An 11,787-nucleotide genomic window follows, 5' to 3' on the forward strand; every position below is an offset into this window, starting at 1 on the left:
CCGGCTAGCCGCCTGCGGCTTTAGCCGGGCGCTATGGGCCGCGGCCAGCATCGGGGCTTGGCCGGCATCGGCGCTTGGCCGGCATCGGGCTTTCGGGGCGGGGGCAGGACAGCGCCCGCGGAGCGACGCGAGGAGAGGGAGAGCGATGGACAGGGGCACGGCGGCGCGGGCACCACAGATCGGTGACGAGTTCGGTGAAGCCACCGGAAACGGGGTGTGGTTGCGGCGGTACCACGCCGCGGCAGAGGCGCCGGTGCGGCTGGTCTGCTTTCCGTTCGCGGGCGGTTCGGCGAGTTACTACTTCGGGCTCTCCGGGCTGCTCGCGCCCGGCGTCGAGGTGCTCGCCGTGCAGTATCCGGGGCGGCAGGACCGTCATGCGGAGCCGTGCCTGGCGTCGGTGGCCGAGCTCGCCGACGGCGTCGTGCCCCACCTGCCGTGCGACGGGAAGCCGTTCGCGCTGTTCGGGCACAGCCTGGGCGCCATCGTGGCGTTCGAGGTGGCGCGGCGGCTGCGGGGACCGGCCGGGCCCGGCCTTCCCGTGCACCTGTTCGTTTCCGGGGGGCTCGCGCGGCCCTACCGTCCCGCGGGGCGTTCGGGGACGTTCGGGGACGCGGACATCCTGGCCCATCTGCGGGCGATGGGCGGCACCGACGAGCGGTTCTTCCGCAGTCCCGAGCTGCAGGAGCTCGTCCTGCCCGCGCTGCGGGCCGACTACCGGGCCGTGGCCACCTACGAGGCGCCGGGACCCGGCCGGCTCGACTGTCCGATCACGGCGCTGATCGGGGACGCCGACGAGCGGACGTCGCCGGAGCAGGCCGCCACGTGGCGGGAGCGGACCGGCGCGGCGTTCGATCTGCGGGTGCTGCCCGGCGGGCACTTCTACCTCGACGACTGTCAGGAGCAGGTGGCGGCCGTCGTGACCGAGGCGCTGACGGCGGGGCCGGGCGTCTGACGGGAGCCGCCGGGAGGGGGCCGGACAGACCCCTGGCGTGCTCCGTCGAGGGAAGCCGGAGCACGCCAGGTTGGACCGGACGCGGCAGCCGGGGGAACAGTGGCCGCGTGCGGTCGTCTCTTTTTTCTTGACCCCGCGCCCCGCGGGGGAATCCGGGGCGCGGGGGTCGTACGCGACGGCCGATGGCGCCTCGTACGACGTCTGGCCGGGGCGGGCTCTGTGGTGTGCGCCCGCCCCTTCGGTCAGGGCCGCAGGTCTTCCAGGTAGTGGAGTGCCTCGTCCAGTGTGGTCGCGAAGTCCATGTCCGGATCGTTGGCCCAGTCCATCGAGACCTGGAGCATCACTCCGAACACGGCTCCGGTGTAGGCGCGGACCGCGGGGTCCCGCGGGTCGCGCCCGGCCCGTTTGGCCACCTGCTCGCTCATGATCTGCATGGTCTGGCCGATGTTGCCGAGGCTGGCGCCCCAGAGCTCCGGCTCGGAGAGAATCAGGACGAACCGCTCGCGCTGCAGGGCCAGTTCCTGCTCGCTGATGTCCTGCAACATCGAGCGGATGGCCTGCCGCTCGGCCTGGATCGGCGTCAGGTCGGGTGACTGGGCCTGCACCATCATCGCGAAGGGCAGATCGTAGTCGTGCGAGAAGACCAGGTCCTGCTTGGTCGCGAAGTAGCGGAAGACGGTGCTGGGGGCGACCTCGGCGGCTTCGGCGATCTGCTCGATGGTCGTGGCGGTGTAGCCCTGTTCCCTGAACAAGCGCACCGCCTCCCGCTGAATCGCGGCCTTCGTCCGGGCCTTCTTGCGTTCTCTCAGACCAGGCACTGTTTTGCCCTGGTCAGACTGCGTCTGCGGCTTCATGCTCAGATTCTGCTGTCTTGGCGGTGCTCTGACCAACATGGCGGGGCAGCCACACCACCGCCAGCACCACACCCAGCAGTCCGAGGCCGCCGGAGACCACGAGCACCACGTCCAGGGCGTGGACGTACGCGGAACGCACCGAGTCGGCCAGTCCGTTGGACTTGATCGCCCGGGCCACCGCGAGGCCGCCGAAGACGGAGTCCTTGACCGCGCCGTGCGCCTGCTCGGGCACGCCGTCGAGGTCGAGCTTGCCGCGGTAGCCGGAGTTGAGGATCGAGCCGAGGATGGCCGCGCCGAAGCTGCCGCCGAGGGTACGGATGGACTGGTTGACGCCGGATCCGACGCCGGCGGAGTCCTCGGAGAGCGCGCCGAGGGCGGCGTCCATGGCGGTGGGCAGGGCGATGCCGAGGCCGAGTCCGTAGGCCGCGGTCCAGGCGGCCGCCAGGCCGGTGCCGCTGCTGACGTCCGTGGTGGCGCCGTAGAACAGGGCGGCGGCGAGGAGGGCGAAGCCGATGCCGACCGCGGTCTTCGGGCCGAGGGCCTTGGCGACCTTGTTGGCGACCGTCACACCCACTAGCAGACCGCCGACCATCGGGAGCAGCCGGAAGCCGCTGCCCATCGCGTCGGTGCCGAGGACCGCCTGGTAGTACTGCGGCATCGTGAAGAGCACGCCGAACATCGTGAAGTTGATGACGGTGCCGAGCATGGTGCCGGAGGTGAACCGGGCCGAGCGGAACAGCGAGAGGTCGACCAGCGGGTCCGCCACCCGCTTCTCCCACATCACGAACAGCACGAGGGCGAGCAGACCGCCGATGCACGGCACCAGCGTGGTGACGTCCGTCCAGCCCTTCTCGCCGCCCTGGATCACGCCGTAGGTCAGCGCGGCGAGACCGACGCTGGAGAACACCAGGCCGCCGATGTCGAACGGCTTGGCCTCCTTGGCCTTGGACTCGGGCAGCCAGGCGGAGACCGCGAGGAAGGCGAGGATCACCACCGGCACGTTGATCAGGAAGACGGAGCCCCACCAGAAGTGGTTGAGCAGGTAGCCGCCGAGGATCGGGCCGAGCGGATAGGCGAGCATCGCCGCGCCGGCCACCGCTCCGATGGCCTTCGGCCGCTCCTCGTCGGAGAACATGACCGGCAGCAGCGACAGCGTCGTCGGCATGATCAGCGCGGCGCCCAGACCGAGCACCGCACGCGCGCCGATGAAGGTGCCGGAGGACGTCGCGTAGGCACAGGCCAGCGAGGCGATGCCGAAGATCACCAGGGCGGTGAGCAGGACCTTCTTGCGTCCGAACCGGTCACCGAGCATGCCGGCCGGGATCATGCCGGCTGCGAACACCAGCGTGTACGACGTCACGAACCACTGCAGCTCGACGTTGTTCGCGCCGAGGTCGTCGGCCATGGCGGGCAGCGCCAGGCTCAGGATCGTCACATCGAAGCCCACGACCATCGAGGCGAGTACGAGAGCACCGACGGCCCACCACCGCCGCGCACCCAGATCAGCAGACATGGGAGTCGACCTCCTAAAGAGAGCTCAATATCTAGTGGGAGCGTACTCTCATTTTTTTCGGAGGGGTACCACCCGTTCCGTATGGAACGCGTCAAGAGCAGCTCCCTAGGGGCGGTCGAGGAGGGCTCATAGGGGCTTTTGAGGGGCGGGGGTGGGGTTGTGGCGCCCGCTGCCGCACGGTGACGCTGAAGCCGTGACGAAGAACGCGACGACCAAGAAGCCCCCGACGGTGAACAAGACCGTCGCCCCCGAGCCCAGCGACATCGGCCACTACTACGACCACAAGGTCTTCGACCTGATGACTCAGCTCGGAGACGGCAATCTGCACTACGGCTACTGGTTCGACGGCGGCGAGCAGCAGGCCACGTTCGACGAGGCCATGGTCCAGATGACCGACGAGATGATCCGCCGCCTCGACCCGGCCCCCGGCGACCGCGTCCTCGACATCGGCTGCGGCAACGGCACCCCGGCCATGCAGCTGGCCCGCGCCCGCGACGTCGAGGTGGTCGGCATCTCCGTCAGCGCCCGCCAGGTCGAGCGCGGCAACCGCCGGGCGCGCGAGGCCGGCCTCGCCGACCGGGTCCGCTTCGAGCAGGTCGACGCCATGAACCTGCCGTTCGACGACGGCTCCTTCGACCACTGCTGGGCCCTGGAGTCCATGCTGCACATGCCGGACAAGCAGCAGGTGCTCACCGAGGCCCACCGCGTCGTGAAGCCCGGCGCGCGGATGCCGATCGCCGACATGGTCTACCTCAACCCCGACCCCAGCCGGCCCCGGACCGCCACCGTCAGCGACACCACGATCTACGCCGCGCTCACCGACATCGGGGACTACCCCGACATCTTCCGCGCCGCCGGCTGGACCGTCCTCGAACTGACCGACATCACCCGCGAGACCGCCAAGACCTACGACGGTTACGTCGAGTGGATCCGCGCCCACCGGGACGAGTACGTGGACATCATCGGCGTAGAGGGATACGAGCTGTTCCTGCACAACCAGGCGGCCCTCGGCAAGATGCCCGAGCTCGGATACATCTTCGCGACCGCGCAGCGCCCCTGAGCGTGCCGCCCCCGCTTTCCTCCCCCAGCACAAGGGATCACAAGGGCCCGCCTGTGAAGAACCTCCGCATCCCCGTGTCGCAGACCGTCTCCCTCAATGTCAGGTACCGGCCCGCGGACGGGCCGGGAGCCCCGGGCCGTCCGTTCCTGCTGCTGCACGGCATGCTGTCGAACGCCCGGATGTGGGACGAGGTCGCCGCCCGTCTCGCCGCCGCAGGACACCCGGCCTACGCCGTCGACCACCGCGGCCACGGCGAGTCGGACACCCCGCCCGACGGGTACGACAACGCGACGGTCGTCACCGACCTGGTGGCGGCCGTCACCGCCCTCGACCTGTCCGGCGCACTGGTGGCCGGGCACTCCTGGGGCGCGCACCTCGCGCTGCGCCTGGCGGCCGAGCACCCGGACCTGGCGGCCGGTCTCGCCCTGATCGACGGCGGCTGGTACGAGTTCGACGGACCGGTCATGCGCGCCTTCTGGGAGCGCACCGCCGACGTGGTCCGGCGCGCCCAGCAGGGCACCACCAGCGCCGCCGACATGCGCGCCTACCTGCGGGCCACCCACCCCGACTGGTCGCCCACCTCCATCGAGGCACGCCTGGCGGACTACCGCGTCGGGCCGGACGGCCTGCTCATCCCCCGCCTGACCTCGACACAGGTCATGTCGATCGTCGCCGGCCTGCAACGGGAGGCACCGGCCGACTGGTACCCCAAGATCACCGTGCCGGTGCGGCTGCTGCCCCTCATCCCCGCCATCCCCCAACTGTCCGACCAGGTACGGGCCTGGGTGGCCGCCGCCGAGGCGGCCCTGGAACAGGTGAGCGTGCGCTGGTACCCGGGCTCCGACCACGATCTGCACGCCGGCGCACCCGACGAGATCGCCGCCGACCTCCTGCTGCTGGCCCGCTCGTGCGAGGCGATGCCCGGCGGCAAGGCGGGAGTTAGACCCGCTTAAGCAGCCGCGGCGACCCTGGCACCCACAGCGCGCGGCTCCTGCCTGCCCACCTTGCCCGACCTCGTCCCACCTGAGGCTTCACGCGCGAGAACAGGAAGGCTGACCATTCCCGTGGCGAACGAAGAGAAGCTCGTCGAATACCTCAAGTGGACGACGGCCGAGCTCCACCAGGCCCAGCAGCAGCTGCGCGAACTGAAGGCCGCACAGCACGAGCCGATCGCCGTCGTCTCCATGGCCTGCCGGCTGCCCGGCAAGACCCGCACCCCGGACGACCTGTGGGATCTGGTGTCCGAGGGCCGCGACGCCGTCACCGGTTTCCCCGACGACCGCGCCTGGGAACTCCCCGAGGAACGCCCGTACGCGGAGCTCGGCGGGTTCCTGGACGACGCGGCCGGCTTCGACGCGGGCTTCTTCGACATCAGCGACACCGAGGCCGTGGCCACCGAACCCCTCCAGCGCCTCATGCTCCACCTCGCGTGGGAGACCGTCGAACGCGGCCACATCGCCCCGCACACCCTGCGCTCCACCCTCACCGGCGTCTACGTCGGCGCCACCGGGCACGACTACGCGACACGGCTCGAGACCGCGCCCGACGAGCTGCTGCCCTATCTGGGCGGCGGCACGTCCGGCAGCCTCGTCTCCGGCCGCATCGCCTACGCCCTCGGCCTCGAGGGCCCCGCCATCAGCGTGGACACGGCCTGCTCGTCCTCCCTGGTCGCCCTCCACCTGGCCTGCCAGGCGCTGCGCCGCGGGGAGTGCAGGCTCGCCTTGGCCGGCGGCGGCACCGTCATGTCGACGCCGCACACCTTCCACGCCTTCGCCCACCAGAAGTCGCTCGCGCAGGACGGCCGTTGCAAACCGTTCGCCGCCGCGGCCGACGGCATGGGCCTGGGCGAAGGAGTCGGCCTCGTCCTCCTTGAGCGGCTCGGCGACGCCAGGAAGAACGGCCACCCGGTGCTCGCCGTCATCCGCGGCTCCGCGGTGAACCAGGACGGCGCCGGATACGGCCTCGCCGCCCCCAACGGCCCCTCCCAGCAGCACGTGATCCGCGCCGCCCTCGCCGACGCCGGGCTCACCCCGGACCAGATCGACGCCGTCGAGGCACACGGGACGGGCACCCCCATCGGCGACGCCATCGAGGTCCAGGCCCTCCTCGCCACCTACGGCGCCGACCGCTCCCCCGACCGGCCCCTGTGGCTCGGCTCCGTCAAGTCCAACACGGGGCACACGCAGGGGGCCGCGGGTGCGGCCGCGCTCATCAAGATGGTCCAGGCGTTCCGGCACGGCACTCTGCCGCCGACCCTCCACGTCGACCGCCCGACGCCCCTCGCCGCCTGGAAGAAGGGCGCGGTACGACTGCTCACCGAGGCGGTCGACTGGCCCCGCCGCGAGGAGCCCCGCCGGGTCGGCATCTCCGCCTTCGCCACGTCCGGCACGAACGCGCACCTCATCCTGGAAGAGCCGCCGGTGGAAGAGGCTCCGGTGCCGGATGCCGCCCGCGACCAGACGTCGACCGTTGCCCCGGAACTCCCGGTGGCCTGGAGCCTGTCCGCCCGTACGCCCGAGGCCCTGCGGGCACAGGCGAAGGCCCTCGTCACCCACCTGGCGGCCACCGACCCCGCGCCCTCCCCCGCCGAGGTCGCCTACTCGCTCGCCGCCACCCGCAGCCCCCTGGAACACCGCGCCGTCCTCACCGGCACCGAACACGCCGAACTCCTCGCCGTCGCCCGCGCCTTGGCCGCCGGAGAGGACCACCCGGACCTGGTCCGGTCCACGCCCGGGGCCGGCCCGAAGAAGATCGCCTGGCACTTCGACGGCCGCCCGGCGGACGGGGTGACGACGGAGACGGCACCCGGAGCCGAACCCGGTGCGGCATTCGGAGCGGCTTTCGGAGGTGCCGAGTTCCACTCGGCGTTCCCGCTCTTCGCGTCCACCTTCGACGAAGCGCGCGCGCTCCTCGACACCCACCTGCCGACTCCCCTCCCCACTCCCCACTCCGAACTCGCGCGCTTCGCGGTCCACACCGCGCTCGCGCGGCTGCTCCTCGAAACGGGGGTACGCCCCCACACCCTCACCGGCGACGGTGTCGGCCACATCGCCGCCGCGTACGCCGCGGGAATCCTCACCCTCGACGACGCGTGCCGCCTGGCCGCCGCCCACGCCGCTGCCGCCCAGGCCACCGAGGCTGGACAACCGGCCCCGCCCGACGCCTATGAGCCCGTGCTGAAGCAGCTGACGTTCCAACGCGCCACGCTCACGCTCACCAGCACCGCCCCGGCCGACACCCCCATCGCCTCCGCCGACTACTGGCACCACCACCTCACCTCGCCGGCCCCCACCACACCCCCCACCCCCGAGACCCACACACTTCTCCACCTGGGCGCGCTCTCACCGGAAGGCACGCAAACCTCCGCCGTACGCGCCCTGTTGACCGCCCTCGCGCGGCTTCACACCACGGGCGGCACCGTCGACTGGACCCCTCTCGTCCAGCGCACGCCCCACCCCCGGACCATCGACCTCCCGACGTACTCCTTCCAGGCCACGCGTTACTGGCTGCACGACCACACCGCGCACGCCGCGGTGTGACGCCCGCCAACACCTCACTCACACAGGAGCAGTCATGACCAGCACCGACCACACCTCCGGCCAGGACGCCACCGAGCTGGAGAAGCAGCTCGCCACGGCCACCCCCGAGGAGCGCGAGAAGCTCCTCACCGACACCATCCGCACCCAGGCCGGCACCCTTCTGAACACCACCCTCAGCGACGACAGCAACTTCCTCGAGAACGGCCTCAACTCCCTTACCGCCCTTGAGCTCACCAAGACGCTGATGACGCTGACCGGGATGGAGATCGCGATGGTCGCCATCGTCGAGAACCCCACCCCCGCGCAGCTCGCCCACCACCTCGGCCAGGAGCTGGCACACACCACCGCGTGACCCCTGGACCACCCGGGCACGACGCCCACCCCGCCCCCGGACGCACGGAGCACCGGGGGCACAAACATGCGGGCACGGAGTCAGGCGGCGGGGCAGAGCGCCGCGGGGCCGGCCGGGTGCGATGCGGCGTGGGCCACGGTCGCGGGCACGGGCGCCGGCACGGGGCGCGCGGGACACGCGGGGCGTACGGCGGCCGCGGCGGGCTGCGAGCGGTTCCGGGCGAAGACGACGAGGCGCAGCACCGCGAACCGCCCCACACCGGCGAGTGCGGATGCCGACAGGTACACGACCTGCTCAAGCACCGCGCCGGGCGCCGCCACCAGCTGCTGCAGGACGAACATCGCCACGCAGGTCACCGCGTACGCGGCCGCCGCGGACCCGGCCGACTGCGCGTGCTGCCGCCAGGTCGCGCGCCCGCCCGCACCGAAGGTGAAGCGGGCGTGGAGCTCGGTGGCGACGACGGTGGAGACCACGGTGACCAGGGCGTTGGCCAGCGCCCAGGGAACCCAGGAGGCGAGGGCGACCACGGCGAAGCTGGAGGCGAGGCCCACGCCACCACCACAGAGCACGAACCGCAAGAAGGTGGCAAAAGCACCGGGCCCGGCGGGCTGCTCCTCGCTCTGTGCTGTCCCCATGATGCAACCCCTCCGACGGCCGACTCCGCGGAACGCGCCCTTCCTGCCCGCGAGTCGGGGCAGCGCGCTCTCGATGACGCCATCATGGCACATGCGTGGCACCACGTGGTGCCATTTTCCCGTCAGGCTGGCACCAAGGGGCCATAGACGGGGCGGAGAGGGGCGGCAGAGACGAGGCCGCACGCGCACACGTCGGCCCCGCATACGCTCCGATTTGCCCGGAGGAGTGCGGGGCCGACGTCTGCGGTGTCTGCGTCAGCGGTCAGCGGTCACCCGGACCGCTTCCGCCCTGACGCTGCCTACCTCTGCGGAGGCTCCTGCTGATCCGAGCCGAACTGGTCCCGGAGCTTGTCCTGGGCCGTGTCGACCTGACCGCTGTACTTGCCCTGCGTCTTCCCGTCGACGAAGTCGCCCGCCTTGTCGATTCCCTGGCCGGCCTTGTCCTCGTGCCCCTTGAGCATCTGCTTGAGCTTGTCCATGACCGTCATGGGCGCACCTGCCTCTCTGCGTTCCTCCCCCCATCCAGGGTCAGGGCACAGCGCACGATCCGCATCCGCAGCCACCACGGCCAGGCCTGGAGGCTTTCCGGCGCAAGCGTTTCGCTCATTCGAGGGCAGGAGATCGCACCGCGCTTTCGGCGGGCGCGGAGCCGGTCACGATCACACAAGGCCCGACGCCCGACCAGAGAGGCTCGTCCGTGCATCGCTGGCTTTCCGAACGGCGCCGGTCGGCGGTGAGCCTGGCCATCGCGGCGTGCGCGGCAGTGGTCCTTCCCATCGACGCCGTGGTGCGGATTTCGGCAGCGGATGTCGGCGTGCTCGTCTTCTTCGCCTACCTGCTGCCCTACCTCGCCATCACCTTGACCGTCTTCGTGAGTGTCGCTCCGGAGCAGGTCCGCTCCTGGGCGCGGCGCGAAGCCCGCGGCACATTCCTGCAGCGTTACGTCCTCGGAACCGCGCCCGGCCCCGGGGGGTCGCTCTTCATCGCGGCTGCCGCGCTGGTGGTGGCGGTGCTGTGGCTTCCCGGCCACCTCAGCACCACCTTCTCCGCGCTCCCCCGCACCCTGGTGGCGCTCGCCCTGGTCGTCGCCGCCTGGATCTGCGTGGTCGTGGCCTTCGCCGTCACCTTCCAGGCCGACAACCTCGTGGAGAACGAGCGGGCACTGGAATTCCCCGGAGAGCGGAGCCCGGCCTGGGCCGACTACGTCTATTTCGCCCTGGCCGCGATGACGACGTTCGGCACCACCGATGTCGACGTGACCTCACGCGACATGCGACGGACCGTGGCGGCGAACACGGTCATCGCCTTCGTCTTCAACACCGTCACGGTCGCCATCCTGGTGTCCGCACTGGGCGGCCGCTAACGTCTACAGGCGGCCGATCTCCTCCGGGTCGAGTCCGGTCAGCCGGGCGATGCGCTGCGCGGGGATGCCCGCGGTCAGGGCCCGGTGCACGAGGGCCTGCCAGTCCTGGGTCGTCTCCCGGAACGCGAGCAGTTCGCTCTCCATGTCCGTGACGGTCTGGGGCGCGCACTCCTGCTCGACCTTGAGCGCCTCCTCCTCGCTCAACGGCACCGGCAGCCGCTCGGCGTCCTTCGGGATGAGCGTCTCGGCATCGGCGGGCAGAATCCTGACCTGTTCCGAGGACACGGAGGCCTCATGAGCCTGCAACCAGGCGTGCACCGCAGGGGTTTCCGTGCATTCCAAGGCACCGACGGCGGCGAGGGCCGCTCCCAGTCGGGGGTGCCGGTCGGGGAGGAGGAACAGGTACGCGTCATCGGCCATCGCGGAAAATCGCCTTCTCGTTCGGACATCAGGACGTCTGGACGTCTGGACGTCGTCAGGACGTCACCAGGCCACGAATGGTGCGGCCCAGGGCACACACATTCCCACGGTCGGCCGGTTCACTCAGAGCCGCCGGCCGGGCCTCGTGAACCCGCCATGCGTTCGACCGCCGTCGTCGCCGCGGCCACGAAAGCGGCGATCGCCGGATGGGCGCCACCGCCCGCGCGGAACGCGACCTTCGAGCGACGGAACAGCGGCAGCTTCGTGAGCACCACACCTGCGGGGCTCGGCTCGGCGGCCATCCGCGGCACGAACCCAGCCCCCTGCCCGGCGGCGACCAGAGCCAGCACCGTGCGGAAGTCGTTGACCTGGTGGCGGATCCTGGGCTGGAACCCGGCGGCCTGACAGGCGCGTACAGCCATCGCGTGACCGGTCGTGCCGTCCCGCGCCGTGATCCACGGAACCTCTGCACAGGGCCCGAGCAGCGCTGCCAGCGTGCTCCCGGACCCGGAGTCCGTGGCAGTGTCCGCGGCATGGGTGACGAGGTACATCGGCTCTTCGAGCAGAGGCACCTCGTCCACGGTCGTGTCCGGCGTCGCGGGTACGAAGTCGTAGTCATGGACGAGGGCCGCGTCCAGCTCACCGGCCCGCAGACCGTCGGAGACGCGCGCGGAGTCGATCTCCCGCACCATCGGCTCCAACGCGGGGTGGCGGGAGGCCAGTTCGGCCAGCGCGCCGGGGACGATGGTGTGGCCGCCGGAAGGGAACGTCCCGATGCGCAGCGGCCCGCCGATGCCGTCCCGTGCGCCCGCCAGCTCGGCGACCGCCTGTTCGAGACGGTTCAGCACCGCGTCGGCGTGTGCGACGAGGGAGCGTCCTGCGGGCGTGAGGACCACGCGCCTGCCGCTGCGTTCCAGCAGCGGCACGCCCGCCTCCCTCTCCAGCACGCCGAGCTGCTGGGAGACGGCGGACGCGGTGAAGGTCAACGCTTCGGCCACGGCGGCGATGGTGCCCCGCCGGTCGAGTTCGCGGAGCAGATGGAGGCGACGGACATCGAGCATAAGTTCAGCTTAGGTGTGACGGCAGGAATCTGAAATGG

12 protein-coding genes are annotated in these 11,787 nt (G+C 71.2%); 6 read left to right on the forward strand and 6 right to left on the reverse strand.

The window, feature by feature from the left end:
• Positions 1 to 145 precede the first annotated feature (145 nt).
• Complete coding sequence (locus ACH4D5_RS06105) at positions 146 to 952, forward strand: thioesterase II family protein (protein ID WP_398299096.1); 807 nt, start codon at positions 146 to 148, stop codon at positions 950 to 952.
• A 242-nt stretch (positions 953 to 1,194) separates the two neighbouring features.
• On the opposite strand, the gene ACH4D5_RS06110 is transcribed toward ACH4D5_RS06105, so the two are convergent.
• Together ACH4D5_RS06110 and ACH4D5_RS06115 are read right to left on the reverse strand one after the other, a co-directional pair.
• Positions 1,195 to 1,710: a TetR family transcriptional regulator gene (locus ACH4D5_RS06110; protein ID WP_398299967.1), complete on the reverse strand. Its 516-nt coding sequence runs from the start codon at positions 1,708 to 1,710 to the stop codon at positions 1,195 to 1,197.
• Positions 1,711 to 1,783: 73 nt separating this feature from the next.
• The gene (locus ACH4D5_RS06115; RefSeq protein WP_398299098.1) at positions 1,784 to 3,319 is read right to left on the reverse strand and encodes a DHA2 family efflux MFS transporter permease subunit; all 1,536 of its coding nucleotides are present in this window, start codon (positions 3,317 to 3,319) and stop codon (positions 1,784 to 1,786) included.
• Positions 3,320 to 3,512: 193 nt separating this feature from the next.
• Between ACH4D5_RS06115 and ACH4D5_RS06120 the strand changes: the two genes are divergently transcribed.
• The 4 genes from ACH4D5_RS06120 to ACH4D5_RS06135 all read left to right on the forward strand — a co-directional run bounded on the left by ACH4D5_RS06120 (position 3,513) and on the right by ACH4D5_RS06135 (position 8,270).
• Complete coding sequence (locus ACH4D5_RS06120; RefSeq protein ID WP_398299100.1) at positions 3,513 to 4,379, forward strand: SAM-dependent methyltransferase; 867 nt, start codon at positions 3,513 to 3,515, stop codon at positions 4,377 to 4,379.
• Positions 4,380 to 4,432: 53 nt separating this feature from the next.
• The gene (locus ACH4D5_RS06125; RefSeq protein ID WP_398299102.1) at positions 4,433 to 5,332 is read left to right on the forward strand and encodes an alpha/beta fold hydrolase; all 900 of its coding nucleotides are present in this window, start codon (positions 4,433 to 4,435) and stop codon (positions 5,330 to 5,332) included.
• Between the two features lie 111 nt (positions 5,333 to 5,443).
• Positions 5,444 to 7,918, forward strand: coding sequence for a type I polyketide synthase (locus tag ACH4D5_RS06130; protein ID WP_398299104.1), 2,475 nt, complete (start codon positions 5,444 to 5,446; stop codon positions 7,916 to 7,918).
• A gap of 34 nt (positions 7,919 to 7,952) precedes the next feature.
• Positions 7,953 to 8,270 carry an acyl carrier protein gene (locus tag ACH4D5_RS06135; RefSeq protein WP_398299106.1) on the forward strand — a complete coding sequence of 106 codons (318 nt, stop codon included), beginning with the start codon at positions 7,953 to 7,955 and terminating at the stop codon, positions 8,268 to 8,270.
• A gap of 80 nt (positions 8,271 to 8,350) precedes the next feature.
• On the opposite strand, the gene ACH4D5_RS06140 is transcribed toward ACH4D5_RS06135, so the two are convergent.
• Positions 8,351 to 8,905 carry a hypothetical protein gene (locus ACH4D5_RS06140; protein ID WP_398299108.1) on the reverse strand — a complete coding sequence of 185 codons (555 nt, stop codon included), beginning with the start codon at positions 8,903 to 8,905 and terminating at the stop codon, positions 8,351 to 8,353.
• A gap of 299 nt (positions 8,906 to 9,204) precedes the next feature.
• On the reverse strand, positions 9,205 to 9,393 hold the full coding sequence (locus tag ACH4D5_RS06145; RefSeq protein ID WP_398299110.1) for an antitoxin: 189 nt from the start codon (positions 9,391 to 9,393) through the stop codon (positions 9,205 to 9,207).
• A gap of 209 nt (positions 9,394 to 9,602) precedes the next feature.
• On the opposite strand from ACH4D5_RS06145, the gene ACH4D5_RS06150 reads away from it, so the two are divergent.
• A complete protein-coding gene (locus tag ACH4D5_RS06150; protein WP_398299112.1) occupies positions 9,603 to 10,268 on the forward strand; it encodes a DUF1345 domain-containing protein in 666 nt (221 codons plus the stop codon).
• A 3-nt stretch (positions 10,269 to 10,271) separates the two neighbouring features.
• On the opposite strand, the gene ACH4D5_RS06155 is transcribed toward ACH4D5_RS06150, so the two are convergent.
• Both ACH4D5_RS06155 and ACH4D5_RS06160 read right to left on the reverse strand, forming a co-directional pair.
• Positions 10,272 to 10,688 (reverse strand): DUF6003 family protein, encoded by a 417-nt coding sequence (locus tag ACH4D5_RS06155; RefSeq protein ID WP_398299114.1) that lies wholly within the window; start codon positions 10,686 to 10,688, stop codon positions 10,272 to 10,274.
• Between the two features lie 119 nt (positions 10,689 to 10,807).
• Positions 10,808 to 11,749, reverse strand: a complete 942-nt coding sequence (locus ACH4D5_RS06160) for a LysR family transcriptional regulator (RefSeq protein WP_398299116.1) — start codon at positions 11,747 to 11,749, stop codon at positions 10,808 to 10,810.
• Between the last annotated feature and the right edge of the window lie 38 nt (positions 11,750 to 11,787).

Source organism: Streptomyces sp. NPDC018029 (assembly GCF_044327655.1).
In the GTDB taxonomy this organism is placed as follows: domain Bacteria; phylum Actinomycetota; class Actinomycetes; order Streptomycetales; family Streptomycetaceae; genus Streptomyces.

Coding starts and splice junctions, on each gene's coding strand:
- ACH4D5_RS06105 (WP_398299096.1), top strand. CDS start 146: ATGGACAGGGGCACGGCGGCGCGGGCACCACAGATCGGTGACGAGTTC.
- ACH4D5_RS06115 (WP_398299098.1), bottom strand. CDS start 3,319: ATGTCTGCTGATCTGGGTGCGCGGCGGTGGTGGGCCGTCGGTGCTCTC.
- ACH4D5_RS06135 (WP_398299106.1), top strand. CDS start 7,953: ATGACCAGCACCGACCACACCTCCGGCCAGGACGCCACCGAGCTGGAG.
- ACH4D5_RS06140 (WP_398299108.1), bottom strand. CDS start 8,905: ATGGGGACAGCACAGAGCGAGGAGCAGCCCGCCGGGCCCGGTGCTTTT.
- ACH4D5_RS06145 (WP_398299110.1), bottom strand. CDS start 9,393: ATGACGGTCATGGACAAGCTCAAGCAGATGCTCAAGGGGCACGAGGAC.
- ACH4D5_RS06155 (WP_398299114.1), bottom strand. CDS start 10,688: ATGGCCGATGACGCGTACCTGTTCCTCCTCCCCGACCGGCACCCCCGA.
- ACH4D5_RS06160 (WP_398299116.1), bottom strand. CDS start 11,749: ATGCTCGATGTCCGTCGCCTCCATCTGCTCCGCGAACTCGACCGGCGG.